Source organism: Cetobacterium sp. 2G large, from assembly GCF_014250655.1.
Taxonomy (GTDB): Bacteria; Fusobacteriota; Fusobacteriia; order Fusobacteriales; family Fusobacteriaceae; genus Cetobacterium_A; species Cetobacterium_A somerae.
In genome coordinates this window covers 547,700-567,509 of the sequence record NZ_JACHTH010000005.1, presented here as the reverse complement: position 1 = coordinate 567,509, position 19,810 = coordinate 547,700, and the positions used below count along the sequence as shown (strand labels likewise).

18 protein-coding genes are annotated in these 19,810 nt (G+C 29.8%); 6 read left to right on the top strand and 12 right to left on the bottom strand.

All coding sequences use genetic code 11. From position 1 onward, the window contains the following. Window positions 1–186 (bottom strand): DUF896 domain-containing protein, encoded by a 186-nt coding sequence (locus H5J23_RS05535; RefSeq protein WP_040406039.1) that lies wholly within the window; start codon window positions 184–186, stop codon window positions 1–3. Between the two features lie 177 nt (window positions 187–363). Between H5J23_RS05535 and aroA the strand changes: the two genes are divergently transcribed. Together aroA and H5J23_RS05525 are read left to right on the top strand one after the other, a co-directional pair. After that, window positions 364–1,647, top strand: a complete 1,284-nt coding sequence (gene aroA / locus H5J23_RS05530; protein WP_023049808.1) for a 3-phosphoshikimate 1-carboxyvinyltransferase — start codon at window positions 364–366, stop codon at window positions 1,645–1,647. Then, complete coding sequence (locus H5J23_RS05525; RefSeq protein WP_023049807.1) at window positions 1,647–3,932, top strand: patatin-like phospholipase family protein; 2,286 nt, start codon at window positions 1,647–1,649, stop codon at window positions 3,930–3,932. The genes aroA and H5J23_RS05525 overlap by 1 nt, the downstream gene beginning before the upstream one ends. Window positions 3,933–3,941: 9 nt before the next feature. Here H5J23_RS05525 and H5J23_RS05520 read toward each other — a convergent pair whose 3' ends face one another. From H5J23_RS05520 to H5J23_RS05510, 3 genes are all read right to left on the bottom strand, one after another. Beyond that, the gene (locus H5J23_RS05520; RefSeq protein ID WP_040406052.1) at window positions 3,942–4,790 is read right to left on the bottom strand and encodes a YjjW family glycine radical enzyme activase; all 849 of its coding nucleotides are present in this window, start codon (window positions 4,788–4,790) and stop codon (window positions 3,942–3,944) included. A gap of 1 nt (window position 4,791) precedes the next feature. After that, on the bottom strand, window positions 4,792–6,279 hold the full coding sequence (locus H5J23_RS05515) for a YjjI family glycine radical enzyme (RefSeq protein ID WP_023049805.1): 1,488 nt from the start codon (window positions 6,277–6,279) through the stop codon (window positions 4,792–4,794). A 63-nt stretch (window positions 6,280–6,342) separates the two neighbouring features. Then, a complete protein-coding gene (locus H5J23_RS05510; protein ID WP_023049804.1) occupies window positions 6,343–6,936 on the bottom strand; it encodes a sigma-70 family RNA polymerase sigma factor in 594 nt (197 codons plus the stop codon). 219 nt (window positions 6,937–7,155) lie between these two features. Between H5J23_RS05510 and H5J23_RS05505 the strand changes: the two genes are divergently transcribed. The 4 genes from H5J23_RS05505 to H5J23_RS05490 all read left to right on the top strand — a co-directional run bounded on the left by H5J23_RS05505 (window position 7,156) and on the right by H5J23_RS05490 (window position 11,849). Then, window positions 7,156–8,820 carry a formate--tetrahydrofolate ligase gene (locus H5J23_RS05505; RefSeq protein WP_185891254.1) on the top strand — a complete coding sequence of 555 codons (1,665 nt, stop codon included), beginning with the start codon at window positions 7,156–7,158 and terminating at the stop codon, window positions 8,818–8,820. A gap of 99 nt (window positions 8,821–8,919) precedes the next feature. Next, entirely contained in the window at window positions 8,920–9,903 is a 984-nt protein-coding gene (locus tag H5J23_RS05500; RefSeq protein WP_023049802.1) for an AIR synthase family protein, read from the top strand. 15 nt (window positions 9,904–9,918) lie between these two features. Further along, entirely contained in the window at window positions 9,919–11,220 is a 1,302-nt protein-coding gene (gene rsmB / locus H5J23_RS05495; protein WP_023049801.1) for a 16S rRNA (cytosine(967)-C(5))-methyltransferase RsmB, read from the top strand. Beyond that, a complete protein-coding gene (locus H5J23_RS05490; RefSeq protein WP_023049800.1) occupies window positions 11,220–11,849 on the top strand; it encodes an O-methyltransferase in 630 nt (209 codons plus the stop codon). Before rsmB ends, H5J23_RS05490 begins: the two co-directional genes overlap by 1 nt. Window positions 11,850–11,886: 37 nt before the next feature. On the opposite strand, the gene H5J23_RS05485 is transcribed toward H5J23_RS05490, so the two are convergent. The 8 genes from H5J23_RS05485 to H5J23_RS05450 are packed head-to-tail and all read right to left on the bottom strand — an operon-like array spanning window position 11,887 to window position 19,802. Next, the gene (locus H5J23_RS05485; protein ID WP_023049799.1) at window positions 11,887–12,393 is read right to left on the bottom strand and encodes an aromatic acid exporter family protein; all 507 of its coding nucleotides are present in this window, start codon (window positions 12,391–12,393) and stop codon (window positions 11,887–11,889) included. 2 nt (window positions 12,394–12,395) lie between these two features. Beyond that, window positions 12,396–14,000, bottom strand: a complete 1,605-nt coding sequence (locus H5J23_RS05480; RefSeq protein WP_185891252.1) for an FAD-dependent oxidoreductase — start codon at window positions 13,998–14,000, stop codon at window positions 12,396–12,398. A gap of 18 nt (window positions 14,001–14,018) precedes the next feature. After that, a complete protein-coding gene (locus tag H5J23_RS05475; RefSeq protein ID WP_023049797.1) occupies window positions 14,019–14,699 on the bottom strand; it encodes a 4Fe-4S dicluster domain-containing protein in 681 nt (226 codons plus the stop codon). Window positions 14,700–14,724: 25 nt separating this feature from the next. After that, a complete protein-coding gene (locus H5J23_RS05470; protein ID WP_023049796.1) occupies window positions 14,725–15,564 on the bottom strand; it encodes an FAD/NAD(P)-binding protein in 840 nt (279 codons plus the stop codon). Beyond that, window positions 15,564–16,598 (bottom strand): 4Fe-4S dicluster domain-containing protein, encoded by a 1,035-nt coding sequence (locus H5J23_RS05465; RefSeq protein ID WP_023049795.1) that lies wholly within the window; start codon window positions 16,596–16,598, stop codon window positions 15,564–15,566. Before H5J23_RS05465 ends, H5J23_RS05470 begins: the two co-directional genes overlap by 1 nt. Then, a complete protein-coding gene (locus H5J23_RS05460; protein ID WP_185891250.1) occupies window positions 16,598–17,392 on the bottom strand; it encodes a 4Fe-4S dicluster domain-containing protein in 795 nt (264 codons plus the stop codon). The genes H5J23_RS05465 and H5J23_RS05460 overlap by 1 nt, the downstream gene beginning before the upstream one ends. Further along, a complete protein-coding gene (locus tag H5J23_RS05455; RefSeq protein WP_023049793.1) occupies window positions 17,380–17,829 on the bottom strand; it encodes a hydrogenase iron-sulfur subunit in 450 nt (149 codons plus the stop codon). The genes H5J23_RS05460 and H5J23_RS05455 overlap by 13 nt, the downstream gene beginning before the upstream one ends. Beyond that, the gene (locus H5J23_RS05450; protein ID WP_185891249.1) at window positions 17,820–19,802 is read right to left on the bottom strand and encodes a CoB--CoM heterodisulfide reductase iron-sulfur subunit A family protein; all 1,983 of its coding nucleotides are present in this window, start codon (window positions 19,800–19,802) and stop codon (window positions 17,820–17,822) included. The genes H5J23_RS05455 and H5J23_RS05450 overlap by 10 nt, the downstream gene beginning before the upstream one ends. Between the last annotated feature and the right edge of the window lie 8 nt (window positions 19,803–19,810).

Here is a 19,810-nt window from a genome sequence, read left to right as displayed (position 1 = left end):
CTATATCATCTTTGATTCATCGACAATTTCGATGCTGTCTAATTTTTGTTTTACTTGTGCTTTAAATTGCTCTAAATATAACTTTCTATATTTTTCTCTTTCAAGCTTCTCTTCAGCTGTTAGTTCTCTTTTTTTTGCTTGATTAGAAAAATAATTAACCATCTCTATAATATCTTTCATTTCCATATTGTTCCTCCAAACTACATAACTATATAGTCTTATTAAACTTTTAGAGTAATTATACCGCTTATTTAATATTTTGTCAATTTGCTTGTATTGGTAAAAAGAATATTTTTCTTGTATTAATTTTATATAAAAATTGTTATAATCTAAATACATTTTATTAAAGGAGTTGAAATTTTAATGAATTATTTCCAACCAAACCCAATAACAGATTTCAAAGCTACAATTGATATTCCAGGTTCGAAATCGATAACTAATAGAGCCCTTATTCTTTCAGCTCTTTCAGGAAAGACAATAATTTTAAAAAATATTCTCTTAAGTGATGATACAAAGTATATGATTGATGCTTTAAGAGCCCTAAATAATACTATTGAAATTGATGAGATAAATAAAACACTTAAAATTATAGGAAATAAAAATCCAAAATATGATAATTTAAGTTTATATATTGGAAATGCAGGAACTGCAATGAGATTTTTAAGTTCTTATTTAGCTACTGGAGAAGGAACTGCTACTTTATATGGTAATGATCGTATGAATCAAAGACCAATTAAAGATTTAGTTGATTCTTTAGTTCAATTAGGAATTAATGTTGAATATTTAAGTAATCATGGCTATCCTCCAATTCGTATAACTTCTAAAGGAGTTTTTGCAAGTTATGTTGAAATTGATGGAAGTAAAAGTAGTCAATATATATCATCAATTCTTATGGCTGCTCCTAATTTCAAGAATCCTATAGAAATTGAATTAAGTGGAAGAGTTGTATCAAAACCATATATAGATATGACTCTAGCTATGATGAATGATTTTGGAGTTAACTTTAATTACAATAATAACTCAGTGCATATATCTCCACAGGAGTATAATATAGATGAGTACTTAATTGAAGGTGATATGTCCTCAGCTTCCTACTTTTTAGCTATGGCTTTAATTAGTAATTCCACTATTACATTAAATAATTTTTTCAAAAATAGTATACAGGGAGATTCTAAATTTCTGAATATTTTAGAAAAAATTGGATTAAAAATATTAAATTTTAATGATACTACTATTACTGTAAAAGGGGTTCCAACATATAAAGGAATTGAGTTAAGTATGAATGATATTCCTGATGTAGCTCAAACTTTAGCTGTCGTTGGACTTTTTGCAACTTCTCCAACTAAAGTATGGGATGTTGAGAATATGAGAATAAAAGAAACCGATCGGATATCTGCCTTAAAAAATGAAATCTTAAAAATTCATGGTGATTTTATAGAATTTACTGATGGTTTCTTAATTACTCCAAAACCTTTAGAAAATTACCAAGGTAATTTTTTAAAAACTTATGATGACCATCGAATGGCTATGTCCCTCTCTTTAATTGGATTGAGAGTTCCAGGTATAAAAATTTTAGATCCCAATTGTGTTTCTAAAACATTCCCTAATTTTTTTAAAGAATTTAGTAAAATTTATAAGGAGGAGTGATGATCAAAAAAAGTTTTTTATTATTTCTTTTAATTTTCGTCAATATATTTTCAAGTAATATTTCTCACTCTCCAGAAGATATTGAAATTGAAAAATTAAAGCAAGAAATAAAACTTCTTCAAAATAAAATAAAAAAACTTGAAAATAAAAAAATTGAAAAGTTTAAAGAAGAAGAAAAACAGCCTAAAATTGGACTTGTATTAAGTGGCGGTGGTGCAAAAGGATTTGCTCATATAGGTGTTCTTAAAGTTTTAGAAGCAAATAATATTAAGGTTGATTATATTACAGGAACAAGTATGGGAGCTCTTATTGGTGCTCTGTACTCTGCTGGATATACTCCAAATCAAATTGAAAAGTTAGTTTTAGATATCAATTGGCAAGAAACCTTTAATGATAGTCCAAATATTACTGATATTTCCATTGATCAAAGATCAATGATGAAAAATTATAATCTTTCTTTAAAATACGATAACTCTTTAAATTTTGCGTTACCAAAAGGTATTAGAAATACTCAAAAAATATATCTTACTTTAAAAAATCTTCTTTGGAATGTAGAGCAAACAAGGGATTTTAAAAAATTACCTATTCCTCTTGAGATTATTGCAACTGATTTAAATACAGGAAAAGCCAAAGCTTTTAATAGTGGTGATTTAGCTCAAGTTATCACTGCTAGTATATCTATTCCCACAATTTTTGATCCTGTAAAAATTGGAGATAATTACTATGTTGATGGTCTTTTATCTAGAAATTTCCCTGTGGAAGATGCATTTAATTTAGGAGCTGATATTGTTATTGGTGTTGATGTAGGAACTTCTCTTCAAAAAAAAGAAGATTATGATATTTTAAGTGTTGCCGATCAAATTGTTGCTATTCAAAGTACTAGTTCTACCAAAAAACAAAGAGACTTAGCAACAATACTTATTGATCCTGATATCTCAAACTTTAAAACAACTGATTTTAGTAATTTTAAAGAGATTGAAGCTTTAGGAGAAGCTGCTGCAAAAAAACAACTTCAAAAGATATTAGCTTTTGGACCTAAACCCAACAAAAGAAAGAGCTCTCTTCAATATAAAAATAACTTTGTTTTAGAAAATATTGATGTGATAACTGAAACAAAAAATAATAATCATAAAGAAATTATAGAATCACTCTTCAAAGATTCTATAGGAACTAATATAAATCCAGATACTCTTGAAAAATTAATGTTAAAAACATATAGTTTAAATTTTGTTAATAAGATTTATTATTCTTTTAAAAATAACACTTTAAAGCTTCAAGTGGAAGAAAATCCTACTAATATAGTTGGTCTTGGTGTAGATTATCAAACTGATTATGGAACTACTTTCTCCATTGGAACTGATATTAGTTCTTTTGGTAAAATAGGTAGCTTATCAACTATCGAAGCTACTTTTGGTGATTATCTTGGTCTAGATTTAAAAAACTTTTCGTATTATGGTGTTTCTAATAAGGTTGGTATTTTAAGTAGTATTAGTTATGAAGAAAATCCATTTTTTATATATCACAATAAAAATAAAATTGGTAGTTATAAAAGTCAAGTTACAAAATTAGAAGGAGCTTTCGTTACACAATATTCTAATTTATTTTTATTCTCATACGGTGCTTCTTTAAACTATGCTAGTTTAGATCCTGAAATAAAAAATATTTTTGATTCATCAATACAATACTCCAAAAGTTATGGGGATATTTTCTTTAATATTAACTGGGATAAAACAAATTCTATAGCTTTTCCAACTAAAGGTTTTAAAGGTGAAGTTTCTCAAAGATGGGGAGGTAATCTAGGAAAAGATAATTTAAACTTTTTATCTACTAATTATCTATCTTCAAATTATCTACCTATAACTGAAACAACAAGCTTAACTGCCAAATTTTTTGGTGGAAACATTGCTGGAGATGATATTCTTCCTGATAAATATATAAAACTTGGTGGTTTGTCTGATGACTTATCTCATAATACTTTTGCTTTTAGTGGCTATTATTTCCAAGAAAAATATTTATCCTCTCTTTTTGGAGTAAGTCTTGGAATTCAACAAAAACTTATCGAGAATTTATACATTGGAGCTAATTGGGATTTTGCAACATATAAATTTGCTAACGAAGTTTTTAATGATGATAAAAACTCACTTCTTTGGAAGGATTATTCTCAGGGAGCTGGAATAACTCTTAGTTATTTAAGTCTAATTGGTCCTGTTAAATTTAATATTTCTAAAGCTCAAGAATCTCATGATTTTCTTTTCCAATTTAGCTTCGGATATAAGTTTGATTAAAAAAACACCCTAAATAATTAGGGTGTTTTTTGCTCCATTTTTTTGAGCTAATTTTTCCAATTCTTCTAATTCAATACTAGTTGGAGAGAATAAATTACTCTTCATCTCTTCCCTTACTCCAAAATGTCTATATTTTATTATCTTATATCTAATATCTTTATTGAATATAGCTTTAGCTACATTTTCAACAGTTAATCTATTATTTAACCTATTTGCAACTATAACACTTCTTACTTCAAATAGCTTTCCTATATCTCTTAAAAAATATAAATTTTTTATAACTGGATTAACCTCTTTTTCTGTTAAAAGTAAATGCTCGCTATTATCCCAAGCTTTTACATCTAACATAAAAAAATCTGTATTTTCTACTAACTCTTTATATTCAATATCATCTAAATTTAAACTTCCATTTGTATCCACAAAACAAGTTAAATTAGGCCATTTCTTTTTTACTTCAGAAAAAAGTTTAGCTACAAATTTATACTGTAACGTACTTTCTCCTCCACTTACTGTTATTCCTTTTATAAAAGCTTTTACTTTACTAATTTCAACCAATAAGTCTTCAACTGTATAATCATTTACTTTAGGAGAAGAATCAAATCCACAAATCTTTGTACATTGGTCACACTCACAACATAAATTTTTCTTCCAAATTATTTTAGAATTAGATACTTCTAAAGCTTTTGTTGGACAAGTTTCAACACACTTATAACACTCTTTACAAATATTTATTGTCTCTGGATTGTGGCAATACTCACAATTAAAATTACATCCTTGAAAAAATATAGCCATTCTATTTCCAGGACCATCAACATTAGAAAATTTTATAATTTTATTTATTTTTGCCTTCAATTCCATATTACTCACTTCTCAATTTTCTTCCTAAAGCTTTAGCATTATCTCTAGCACCTTTTCCTAAAATAGTTGTATCTCTTAATACTTGCTCACCTTTATCTAACTTTTCAATCTCTGATTTTTTTACAAGATATCCTGTTACTCTAACTACATCACAAGTATCACTATATAATGAAAAAAATCTCATTTCAGTTTCAAAAGCTCCTTTTATTATATCTAAGATAGCCTCTGGATTTGATTTATATGTCTCATCAAACACGAATATATCACCAATTCCACTTGGACAATATTGATGGAATGGAGCTGATTGAACTATATGATCAAATATCTCTGGTTCCTCTCCAACTGGAATTCTACATCCTGGGCTTTCATTTCTATCAGTATCTATTCCAACTTGTGAGTGTAATAAATGAGTATTTCCAAAGAACTCTCCAGCATACTTTGTCTTATGAGCTGCTATTAGTTTTGACATAGCTTCTACTATTTCAAGTCCTAATTTATTTGCTTTTTCTGAATATCCAAATCTATCTTGTTTTTCTGTTGCACCTAAAAGATTATTTACACATTCAGCTAATCCAACAAAACCAAATAATCCTGTAAATTTTTCCTTTTCTAAAAGTCCCTCTTTTATTAAGAAACTACTTTCATAAAATCCACTTTCTTCGATAATAAATTTAGATCTTTCATCTATATATTCTAACATTTCTTTTGATACTTCAGGTAAAACTCTTGCAAAAAAGTCCTCTTTTGAATTAGCTAGCTTTGATAGAGCTCCTAATCTTACTCTAACTAGAGTATTCGCTCCACCACCTACTTTTAATCCATTGTAGCAACTAACGATTCCGTATTCTCCTTTAAAATCTGCTCTAAAGATTTTATCATTAGCAAAACTTGGTTTAGCTGTTACTAATGCTGTTTTAATCGCTTCTACTGCAATTTTATCTGTTGTTTCTTCAGTATATTTTATTGTTAAATTTGGTGTTGGTAACTCTAGCTCTCTCATAGCTCTTAGTATTAATATTCCAGCCTTTGTTTCTTTCGGTCCAATATTAGCATGACAGAATGAGTCTGTTATTGTTGAATCTATATGTTTTAGAAATAATTTAATTGCTAAATATGCTTCTGCTTCATCTTTAATAAAAGGTTCTAATAAATAATCAATATTCCCTAAATAAACAGGCATTGTTGTTATAGATGGAACATGTTTATAAAGAATTAATAAACCATGTACAGCTTCCCATATATTTGTTGGTTTATCTAAGTTTAAAAACTTACTTCCTTGTTCCATAAATATATCATAATCTGGAACAATATATCTTGGTCTATAAGGAGCATTTCCCTCAAATAAATCACATATAATTCCATCTTCTATATATTTTTTTAAGGCTTCACTTTTATTTAAAACCTCTATACTCCCTTCTGCTAGTCTTGCTAGGGTCACAACTTTTTGTTCAAAAGTTATTTTCTGACTCTTTATTGTTTCTAATATCATTACTTTCTCCCTTTTAATTAAAATATAAATTTCACATATTATATTCAATTTCTACCACTTCTGTCAACTTTTATTATACTTTTTCAAAAAAATAACAACTTTTTTTTTGATTCTTTGAATCGAGTTATCTATTGCCTTTGGCTCCTTCTCTAACTTCTGAGCTATCTCTAAATATCCATATCCCTTTACCATAAATGTAAACACATCTTTTTCTAAACCACTTAGATTATCTTTTAAAAATTTTTTTAAAAGTTTCATTAACTCTTTTCCAATAACAATTTGTTCTGGAGTATAATATCTTAATGATGGACTATTGTATCTTATTAAATCCTCTAATTCTGAATAACCCTCTCCTTGCATTGCACTATTTAAATTTTTATTTTTTTCAGAATTATAATTTTTTACTGCTGTTATAATTTGTCTCTTTATACAAAGAGATGCAAAAGTACTAAAACAAGCACTTCTATTTTCATCAAAAGATTTTATAGCTTTCATTAGTCCTATCATTCCCTCTTGGACTAAATCCTCTCTTTCTGCACCTTTTAAAAATAATGTTTTATTTCTTATGTATATAAGATTTCTATACTCTGTTACTATTTTTTCTATGGAGTCTATATCTCCTTGCTTAGCTAATAAAATATCCTCTTTGTTAATCATAGTACCCCCTTGTCCTAAAAATTAAACAATAATTTTCTACTAAATAGGTAATAATAACAAACTTCTCTTTCATACTTTATATACCTCTAATATTACAAAAAATCAATTTTTTATTTTAATTTATTAACCTTTATTTTTTCATTATTTTGAGGTACAATTATATCAATGAGATATTTTTCTAATTTATCTTAGAACACTTTATTTTTCAAGGAGGGGTCTATGAAAACAGATATACAAATTGCACAAGAAGCAAAACTATTAAAAATTTCTGAAATAGCTTCTAGGCTAAATATTACTGAGGATTATTATGATACTTACGGAAAATACAAAGCTAAACTTAATCTTTCTTTATTAGATGAACTTGCTAACAAAGAAGATGGGAAATTAGTTCTTGTTACTGCTATTACACCAACACCTGCAGGAGAAGGAAAATCTACTGTTACTGTTGGTTTAACACAAGCTTTAAATAAAATAGGTATTTCTTCAGTTGCAGCTCTTAGAGAACCGTCTTTAGGGCCTGTCTTTGGAATGAAGGGTGGAGCTACTGGTGGAGGTTATTCACAAGTTATACCAATGGAAGATATCAATTTGCATTTTACTGGCGATTTCCACGCAATTGGAGTCGCTCATAATCTTGTTTCTGCTTGTATTGATAATCATATTACTCAAGGTAATTCTTTAGGTATTGATAATACTAAGATTACTTGGAAAAGAGTAGTTGATATGAATGATAGAAATCTTAGAAATATTGTTATTGGACTTGGAGGTAAAGCCAATGGGTATCCAAGACAAGATTCTTTTCAAATAACTGTTGCTTCTGAAATTATGGCAACACTTTGTCTTTCAAACTCTTTAAAAGAACTAAAAGAAAATATTGGTAAAATTGTTTTTGGTTACGATTATAATGATAAACCTCTTACAATAAATGATTTAAAAATTTCTGGTGCTGTTACAGCTCTTTTAAAAGAAGCTATAAAGCCAAATTTAGTACAAACTTTAGAAAATACTCCTGTTATAATCCATGGTGGCCCATTTGCTAATATCGCTCATGGATGTAATTCACTACTTGCTACAAAATTAGCTCTTAAGCTTTCAGACGTTACTGTTACAGAAGCTGGATTTGCTGCTGACTTAGGTGCTGAAAAGTTTTTAGATATTAAATGTAGAAAAGGAGGTTTAAATCCTAATTGTGTTGTTATTGTTGCTACTGTTAGAGCATTAAAACATCACGGTGGTGCTAAAATTCTTAATGAAGAAAATTTAGATGCTTTAAAATTAGGTTTAGCTAACTTAGACAAGCATATTGAAAATATGAAAAAATTTAATTTACCAGTTGTTGTGGCAATTAATAAATTTGTTACTGATACTGATGCTGAAATTAGCTTAATTAAGTCTCACTGTGAAAGTTTAGACGCTCCAGTGGCTTTATGTGAAGTTTGGGCTAAAGGTGGTGAAGGTGGTGAAGAACTTGCCAAGCTAGTTCTTGAGAAATTAGAAGAAAATAATACTAAATATAAACCTCTATATAATCTAGATTTACCTATAAAAGATAAAATTTCAAAAATATGTACAGAGATTTATGGAGCAAATGGAGTTACGTTCTCTGGCGCTGCTAATAAAACAATAAAACAACTAGAAGAACTTGGATATGGATCACTTCCAATTTGTATGTCAAAAACTCAAAAATCAATCTCTGATAAAGCTAATCTTCTTGGAAGACCTAATAACTTTACAGTTGAAATTGATACTATCAAATTGGCTGCTGGTGCTGGTTTTATCATTGCTATGGCTGGTGGAATTATTGATATGCCAGGTTTACCAAAAGTTCCTGCTGCTGAACTTATTGATATTGACGAACATGGTGTTATAACTGGATTATTTTAAAAAATATTTTCCCTTACTTAAATACTAAGTAAGGGTTTTTTATTTTTATAAAATATAGTATAATATATTATAAAATTCTACTACATATGAGGAGTAAATATGAAGATTGGTAAACTTACTATTTCAGATTTAAAAGATTTAATTTTTAATAATATTAAAAATAACAATGATAAAATACTTTCTTTTGGAGAAATTGGTAGTGACTGTGCTGCTATTGAGGTTGGAGATAATATTGTTTATTTATCAACTGATCCAATTACAGGTAGTAATAGTGGTCTAGGTAAGTTGGCTATTAATATTAACTGTAATGATATTGCTACAGAGGGAATCCCTCCTATTGGAATTATGCTTACAATTTTAGCTCCTCCAGAAACAAAAAAGGAGGAAATTGCTGAAATTATGAGAGAAGCTCAGCAAGAAGCTGATAAGCTTGGTGTTTCTATAATTGGTGGACATACTGAAATTACCGCTGCGGTTAATAAAACGATAATATCTGCTACCTCAATTGGTATTGGGACAAAAGATAATTTTAAAAAAAGAGAGCACATTACTGCTGGTGATAGATTAATTATAACAAAAGGAGTTGGAATTGAAGGAACTGGCATTATTGCCTTTGAAAAAGAAAGTGAACTTCTCGATACTTTTTCTAAAGAGCTTGTTAATGATGCAAAAGCACTTTTAGATTTAACTAGTGTTGTAAAAGATGGTATTATTGCCAATAAATTCTCAAAAGGAATGCATGATGTGACTGAAGGTGGCCTTTTAGGTGCGCTTTGGGAGTCTAGCTGCTTTTATAATTTAGGCGTTGAAATTTCATATGAGAAAATATTTATACCTAAATGCACAAAAGAGATTTGTAATTATTTTAAAATTAACCCTTTAAAGCTTATATCAAGTGGAACTATGCTTATGGTAGTTGGAAAAAATAATGCTGTTCCTTTAATTGAAAAATTGAAAGAAAACAACATTCCCGCTTTCGATATTGGAGAGTTTACCACTTCTAAAGAAAAAGTTCTTGTTAAAAATGGTAAGAGGTTGGAAATTATGCCTCCTCAAAGTGATGAGTTATATAAAGTTATATAGTTAGGAGATGTTATATTGAATATAAAACAAAGAATTATTGGTTTATTAAGTGAATTTGAAAAAGGAAAATATTCAAATATTCTTTTAAATGAATACTTTTCAAAAAATAATTTAAGTAAAGGAGAGCGTGGTTTTATAACTGAAGTTTTCTATGGAGTCATTAGAAATGATATTTATTTAAATTACCAATTAGAAAAAAGAACTAAAGCTATTAAAAAAAATTGGATTAAAAATTTATTAAAAATCTCTATCTATCAAGCTACTTTTATGAATAGCGACGACAAAGGTATTGCATGGGAAGCAACTGAATTAACTAAAAATAAATTCGGAATACCCGTTAGTAAGTTTGTTAATGGAGTTATCAGAAGTTATTTAAGAGATAAAGAAGATGAAATAAAAAAATTAAAAGACGAGGATAAACTTGATATTTTATACTCTTATCCTAGATGGTTTTATGAGAAAATAAAAAAAGAGTATGGAGATTCTACTGAACAAGTTTTAATATCATTAAAAAAAGTTCCATACATGAGTATTAGAGTAAATACTTTAAAATACTCTGAAAAAGAGTTTGAAACTCTTTTAAAAGAGTTAAAAATTGACATTATTAAAAAAGTTGATACTATTTATTATGTTGATTCAGGAGTTATATTACATACACCTGAATTTAAAGATGGAAAAATCATTGCTCAAGATGGCTCTTCATATTTAGCTGCAAAAATTCTAAATCCTTTACCTGGAGAAAAAGTTGTAGATACATGCAGTGCTCCTGGAAGTAAAACAGCGGTTTTAGGGGAACTTATGAATAATACTGGAGAAATTTTTGCTCTTGATATTCATCAGCATAAAATAAAAATAATAGAAGAAAACTTACATAAACTAGGACTTAGTAATGTAAAACCAATTAAATTAGATGCTCGTAAACTTAAAGAGCAGGGGCAAAAATTTGATAAAATTCTTGTAGATGCTCCATGTAGTGGATATGGTGTTCTTAGAAAAAAACCTGAAGCACTATATAATAAAAATATGAATAACGTTCATGAATTATCTACACTACAGTATGAAATCCTTGATTCTGCAGCTTTCTCATTAAAAGTTGGTGGAGAACTTGTATATAGTACTTGTACTATATTTTCTGAAGAAAATACAGATAATATCATTAAATTTTTAAATAATCATAAAAATTTCTCTGTTTTAAAATTTGACCTTCCTCAAAATGTAAACGGACATTTTGATTCAATTGGAGGTTTCTTAATTGATTATACTGAAGAAATTTTAGATAATTTTTATATTATTAAACTAAGAAAGGATTTTGAATAATGTTAGACGAATTAAAAGAAGCTAATGAATATGTTGTTAGCAAAATAGAGGAAAAGGATCCTTTAATCTTAGAGATGGAAGCCTTTGCAATTGAAAATAATGTACCTATTGTTACAAAAGAAGTTGCTAAATATCTTGAATTTTTAACTTCTAGTCACAATTTTAAAAATATACTTGAAATAGGAACTGCTATTGGATACTCTGGAACTATTATGGGAAGAGTTGCAAAAAAAAATGGTGGTAAATTAACAACTATCGAAATTGATGAAATTAGATATAATCAAGCTCTTGAAAACTTTAAGAAAGGAGAGCTTTTAAATTCAGTTAATCTGATTTTAGGAGATGGTGTTGAGGAAGTTAAAAAACTTAATGAAAAGTTTGACTTTATTTTTATAGATGCTTCTAAGGGACACTATATGGAATTTTTCACTGATTCTTTTGAGAGACTCGCTGATGATGGAATGATTTTTATTGATAATATAATGTTTAGAGGTTATCTTTATAAAGAATATCCAAAAAGATTTAAAACAATTGTAAGAAGACTTGATGAGTTCATAACTTATCTTTCTAAAAATCACAATTTCGTTTTACTTCCCTTTGGAGATGGAATTGGTCTTGTTCGTAAATAATTAATTAAAAAGTAGGATTGTAATAATCCTACTTTTTTTAAACTCTTTTTCTTTTTTTAAAACTTTTGTACTCACCACTTAATATCCAATTCCAAACCAAAGCTATAATAACTCCTACTATAGTGGTTAGAATTCTTTTTCCAGCCCAAAAGTAAGGATCTCTCCCTTCCATATTAGTTGCTATACCTAAGAAAACAATACATGCTATAGTGCTTGATGCTGGCTTCTTCAAAATATAAGTACATCCAAAAATTATTATAATCATGGATAAAGCCATTATTAAACTTCCTTTAAAATCATTAGCTTCTGTTGTTATAAAGTAGATTGCAAATAATCCTACTACACCACCAAAGATAGTTCCGATTACTCTTTCTACGCCAACTTTAAAAGAATCTTTTATTGTCCCTTGTAAGCAAGATACTGCTGCTATAGCAGCATAAAATGGATTTACATTAAATAACACTTTTAATAAAAAAACACACCAGAAAACAGAAATAGATATTTTTAGACTCTTATTTAAGGTTTCATCGTATTCTTTTCCCATATTTACTTCCCTCTATGCGTATAATTTGGTAATAACATAGGAGATATACTACTTAGTTGAATATTTTCCTTTTTTAACATTTTGTGATACTTTTCAACATGATTTAATGTTAGGTTTGTAATTTCAACATCTTTAGAGATACTTCCTGCTGCTTTTCCCGCCCTTCTTCCAAAGACTATTATATCTAAAAGTGAATTCCCCATCAACCTATTTTTTCCATGAATTCCTCCTGCTGCTTCTCCTGCAACATATAGGTTTTTAATTTCTGTAGCTCCATTTTCATCTATTAGCAACCCTCCATTTTGATAATGAAGTGTTGGATAAATTAAAATCGGTTCTTTTCTCATATCTATTCCAAATTTTTGATACATTCTTAACATTGCTGGAACTCTCTTTTCTATTGTTCCAGGACCATTTAAAATTTCAATTAAAGGTGTATCTAACCAAACACCTTTAACTCCATTTGGAGCTTCAATACCTTTATTTTTTTTATTACACTCTCTTATTATTGCAGATGCTTCCACATCTCTTGTTTCTAAATGATATACAAACTGTTCTCCATCTATATTTAGTGGTGTTGCTCCTAAACTACGAACTTTTTCTGTAACTAACGCTCCAAATATTTGAGCTGGAAAAGCTACACCTGTAGGATGATACTGGATTGTATCTGCAAATGCTAATTTTGCTCCTGCTCTATATCCTAATACTAAACCATCTGCTGTTGCACCATAATGATTTGATGTTGGAAACCCTTGATAGTGTAATCTTCCTGCTCCACCTGTTGCTAATATAACTGTTTTAGCTTTTGCTACATGATATTCCTCTGTTTCAATATTATATAAAACTGCTCCTGCAACTTTTCTCTCCTCATCTAAAACTAATTCAACTGCTGGTGAAAATTCTAAAACTTCAATCTCTTGATTTTGAACTTCATCTCTTAACACACGCATTATTTCTGCTCCAGAATAATCTGCTGCTGCATGCATTCTTTTTCTAGATGTTCCTCCACCATGTGTAGTTACCATAGTTCCATCTTTTTCTTTATCAAACATAACCCCCAAATTATCTAACCACTTTATCGCTAAAGGTGCATCCTTCACTAAAGCCGCTGCTAATTCTGGAACATTTGAATAGTGTCCTCCCCCCATTACATCTAAATAATGTTTCGCTGGAGAATCATCTGGTTTATCTGCCGCTTGAATTCCTCCCTCTGCCATCATTGTATTTGCATCTCCAAAACGTAATTTTGTAGCTATTAATACTTTTGCCCCTACTTTATGTGCTTCTAAGGCTGCTGCTGCGCCTGCACCACCACCACCAATAATAAGTACATCTGTTTCATAATCAATTTTGTTTAAATCTATGTCTATATTTTCTATTCTACTTTTTCCATGAAGTAATAATCCCAATTCAGTTGGCACCTTATCTCCTTTATTAGGTCCAATTTTTATTTCAACAAATCCTTCTTCTATATAATCTGGATGATTTTCTTTTAAAACATCAGTTTTCTCATCTGCAGTCATTCTTGGGAAATCCCCTTGAGCTATTCTTTGAGCACGAGTTGCTTCAACTTTCTTTATTAACTCTCTCATTTCTGGTGTATACATTAACTCTCCTCCAAATTTCTATTTTGTGATATCTCTATTATTATATAAATTTTTTAATTCTGATATATCTTTTTTCATAAGCTCCTCTAAAGCTAAATCATGCTCTCCATCTTCTATTTCCTTTACTCTATCATTCAAGTGCTTTGTTTCAGCTGAAATATATTTTCCTGTTAATCTACGTGCTAAAAGTCCAACATTATAATGAGTTATTCCAGCTGGACATCTAGTTGCACATATTCCACAAGACACACAATCAAAAGATGTATGAGCACACTTTTCTAATTCTCCTCTTTGAGCGTAACCAATATACTGCATTACATCCAAACCTTGTGAACACCCTTTTGTACAAGAATTACATCCAATACACTTATAAATTTCAGGATAATATTTCGCAATAGAATCTGCTGTAGAATCTAATTTATCTATATTATATATCCCTTTATCTCCTGGGAAAAATGGAATCTGAGTCAGATACATATTGTCTTCAACCTTACTTTGGCAAGCTAAAACAACTTTCATTTCCTTATTCCCTTTTACTCTATAAACTGTTGCACATGCACCACAAAATCCAGATCTGCATCCACAACCTCTTTTTAACTGATAACCAGCATATTCCATTGATTCCATTATTGTTAACGTATTCGGTACTGTGTATTTTTTACCCAATATATATATATCCACCATTTTTTTATCTGTCACTTTCTTATTCTCCTCCTAATAAAGATTAATATTCGTCTGGAAGCTCTGTTATTTCATCACATCTAAATACAGGTCCATCTTTACATACATATTTATCCCCTATATTACAACGTCCACATTTTCCAAATCCACACTTCATTTTTAATTCTAAAGTTGTATAAACCTGCTCTTTTTTAAATCCCAACTCTTCAAGTCCTTGAAGAACATATTTAATCATTATTGGAGGACCACAAACAAGAGCTACCTTATTAGTATTAAACTCTAATTCTTTTATATAACTTGGAACAAAACCAACATGTCCATTCCAATTTTCTGCCTCTTTATCAACTGTTAAGTATACATCTGTATTTTCCGATTTTGGCCAAACTTCAAATATATCTTTTGGATGAACTAAGTCTTCTGGTGTTCTAGCACCATAAACTATATCAACTTTTCCAAATTCATCTCTTCTATCCATAACATAATTTATAACCGATCTTAAAGGTGCCAATCCAATTCCTCCACCTATAAATAATAAGTCTTTTCCTTTTAGTAATTCCACAGGAAAATTATTTCCGTATGGTCCTCTTATTCCAATTTCGTCTCCTGCTTCTAATGTATGTAAATAATCTGTTACAACACCACATTTTTTTATACTACACTCTATATATCCCTCTTCAGTTGGAGATGACGTTATTGAAAAAATAGCTTCCCCTAGAGGTGGTACAGATATCATTGCACACTGCCCAGGTTTAAACTCAAAAGGTGCCTTTCCATTCTCTGATACTATTCTAAATGTTGTTACATCTGGTGTATCTCTTCTTACAAATTCTAATTTTGCTATTTGTGGAACCAATGGGTCCTTTTCATGACATGTACAAGCCATTATTTATTCACCGCCAATTTTTTTATTACTTTTACTATATCAATATGCACCGGGCACTTTTCTATACATCTTCCACATCCAACACAAGAATAAATTCCATCGTGATTATTTGGATAATATACTAATTTATGCATAAACCTCTGTCTTACTCTTTGCATTTGAGTTGTTCTAGGGTTTCCATGTGCCATTAAAGTAAATTCTGAATACATACACGAATCCCAACATCTAAATCTTTCACCACTATTATTTCCAGCATAATCTTTTACATCATAACAGTGACAAGTTGGACAAACATATGTACACGATCCACAAGCTAAACATCTTCTTGACAACTCTTTCCATACTTTTTCATTTTCAAAAACTTCTTTTAGCTCTCCAATCTTATTTATTTCTAAACTATTCAAAATATTTTCTTCTGATTTTTTTTTGATAATCTCTTTCCTATTTTCATGTAACTCTTTATCTACTTCTTCTATGTTTTCTAAAATATTTTTAAGCTTTTCTGTTAATATCTTACCCTCTTCAGTTACTTCATTCCAATAATAGAAGTCCCCACAATCAACTAGGGATATATCTGTAGATTTAAAAATTGATGTTGGCTCTATTCCAAAAATTTCGCAAAAACAACTACTTTCAATAGTGTTACAAGCTAAAGATATTATAATACCTCTATCTCTATGAGCCTTATAATACGTATCAACTGGTTCTCTTAAAAAAATATTATCTAATATTTCTAATGATTTAATATCGCAAGGTCTAGCACCAAAAATTACATATTTTTCTTCTGAAACCCCTTCTACTTTAAATTTTATTTTTTTATTCTCTGTCTTAAATTTTAAATATGTTTCATTTTGAGGAAATACAAAGTTTTTTAAAGGGACTGTTGTTTTTAAAGTTTCTAAATCTACTTCTCCCTCCTCTATAAAATTTTTAAACTTTAGTATCCCTCTATCTTTTTTAGGAAGAAATAAGTTATACTCTTCATTTATAATTTCCCAAAGGGCATTTAAATTTTTTTTAGATAACTTTTTCATTATTTCCCTCCCTTTTTCTCTGTGAAACTATCTTTATCCTCTATATTATAGTTTGATAACGTATCTTCTTCAGCACCATAAAGTTCACCTAAATCCTTTATTATTTTTCTATTTATCTTTCCTAAAGGAATTCCGACTGGACAAATTCTTTCACACTCACCACAGTCAGAACATCTTCCTGCTACATGATAAGCTCTTATAATTTGATAGAATCCTGTTTCACTTTCATTATTAGCTTTTCCTAGAACATCTTCATTTTTATTCTCAAAAACACAAGTTTCACAATTACAAGCAGGACAAATATTTCTACAGGCATTACATCTAATACATTTAGACATCTCTCCCATCCAATACTCATATCTTTCATCATAACTCATCTCTTCTATCTCTTTGACATCAGAATATTTATCTATCGTTTCATCTAAACATTCTTCACATTTTCTAAATATCTCATTCGTCATAAAATTCTTCATTCCATTACAAGATATTTTATAAGTAACAATATTTTCTTTAACTATTCTATTATCCATTACAATTTGCTCAAAACCTTTTTCATCACATTTTTTTAAGAAAACCCCTACTTTTCTTCCGTTATTTGCTTCATCTATTAAATATTTAGATAAATTATTTACACAGTAATCATCAATTATAAGTGTTTCAAACTCTTCTAAATTCTCTACGAAAGTTGGAATCGATTCAATAGAATTATCCTCTTTTTTCCAACCTATTATCACATCTATTTTTTTTGCTATTAAATCCTCTTTTGCTTCTAATAATATCTCTATCTTTCCCATCTCATATCCCTCAACTTTCTGTTTGGTCCTAATTTATGAACTTTTTCTAAAATATCATTCATAACTGTAGAAAATTTATTTGCTTCTGCTGCTGATATCCAATCAACTTTAAATCTATCTTTCTCTACTCCCATAAATTGAAGAAGATTAGTAAAAACCGAGAAACGTCTTCTTGTATAATAATTTCCTGTTGAATAATGACAATCCCCTGGATGACATCCTGCCATTACAACTCCATCTGCTCCTTTTTGAAAAGCACGAAGAACAAAATTTGGATTAACTCTACATGAACATGGTACACGGATTATTTTTACATTAGCTGGATAATTTAATCTACTCGTTCCTGCTAAATCTGCACCTGCATAGCTACACCAGTTGCAACAAAAAGCAACTATTAAAGGTTTGAACTCTTCTGTTTTATTTATTTCTAAAGACATATTGCGTCTACCTCCGCCATTATCTGTTTATTTGTAAATCCTTTTAAATCTATTGCACCTGGACGACAAGAAACAGTACATCCTCCACACCCTTGGCATAGAGCTTCATTCACTTCAGCCACTTCTTTTCTTACAACTTTCCCATGATCATATATATCCATCATTTTAACTTTTATAGCATCATATGGACACATCTTCGAACAAGCTTTACATCCACTACAAATATTTTTATTTACATTAGACACACAGGCATTATTTGTTAACTCTTTTTTGCTTAATAAAATTATTGCTTTTGCTGCTGCCGCACTAGCTTGTGCTACTGTTTCAGGTATATCTTTTGGTCCTTGACATGCTCCTGCTAAATATATTCCAGCTGAGGCTGTTTCTACAGGTTTTAACTTTGGGTGAGCTTCCGTAAAGAAGTTATTTAAATCCCCACTTATATTTAATTTTCTTTTTAATGCTACTGCGTCTGGCTTAGCTGATGTTGCTGAGGCTAATACTACCATATCTGCATCTATTTCTAATGGTACTCCTGATAACGTATCTACAGCTTGAACCATTAGTTTAGATCCTTCTGGCATAACTTTTCCAACCATTCCTTTTATATAGTGAACCCCGTATTCTTCTACAGCTCTTCTTTGGAATTCATCAAAATTCTTACCAGGAGTACGTACATCTATATAAAATACATAAACTTCTGTATCTGGATATTTATCTTTTATTAACATAGCATGCTTGGCTGTATACATACAACATATCTTCGAGCAATATGATTTTCCTCTTTCACTTTTATCTCTTGAGCCAACGCACTGAACAAAAACAACTTTTTTTGGTCTTTCTCCATTTGAAGGCTTTACAAATTTTCCTTTTGTAGGTCCTGCTGCATTTGTTAATCTTTCAAATTCAAGACCTGTTATAACATCTGGATGATCATAATGATATTCTCCAAATTCATCTAATTTTATTAAGTCAAATCCAGTTGCTAAAACTATAGCTCCATATTTTTGATTAATAATCTCCTCTTCTTGATCAAATTTTATAGCCTTAGTTCCACAAACTATAGAGCATACTCCACACTTTCCAGTTTTGAACTTTAAACATTGTTCCTTATCTATAACTGGAACTTTTGGTACAGACTGAGCAAATGGAGTATAAATTGCTGTTCTTGTGGCTAATCCCTCTTCAAATTCACTTTTTCCTTTTTTAGATGGACATTTCTCTATACAAACTCCACATCCAGTGCATTTATCCATATCTACATATCTTGGTTTTTTCTTTATAGCTACATTAAAGTTACCTACAAACCCACTTACATTTTCTACTTCACTATATGTATATAGTGTTATATTTGGATGTGCTGCTGCATCAACCATTTTTGGCGTTAATATACATGCCGAACAATCTAATGTAGGGAATGTTTTATCTATTTGAGCCATTTTTCCTCCAATTGTAGGAGCTTGCTCAACTATATCAACTAAGTATCCTGCGTCAGCAATATCCAAAGCTGTCTGAATCCCTGCTATTCCTCCACCTATTACTAAAGCTCTTTTTTCAACTGCAGTAGTTCCTGCTATTAATTTTTCATTTAAAGTTGCTTTAGCTATGGCTGCCTTTGTTAAGGATATGGCTTTTTCAGTTCCTACTTCCTTATCTTTGTGAACCCAAGAACAGTGTTCTCTTATATTTGCTATCTCTACTAAATATGGATTCAATCCAGCTGATTCTGCTGCTTTTCTAAATGTTGCTTCATGCATTCTAGGTGAACAAGAAGCAACGACTATTCTATCTAATCCTTTTTCTTTTATAGCATCTTTTAAATAGTTTTGACCTACCTCTGAGCACATATATTGGTAATCTACTGAATGTACTACCCCTGGCATATCTTTCACTGCATCTCTTACTTTTTCTACATCGACAGTACCAGCAATATTACTTCCACACCAACAAACAAATACCCCTACTTTACGCACTGATTTTC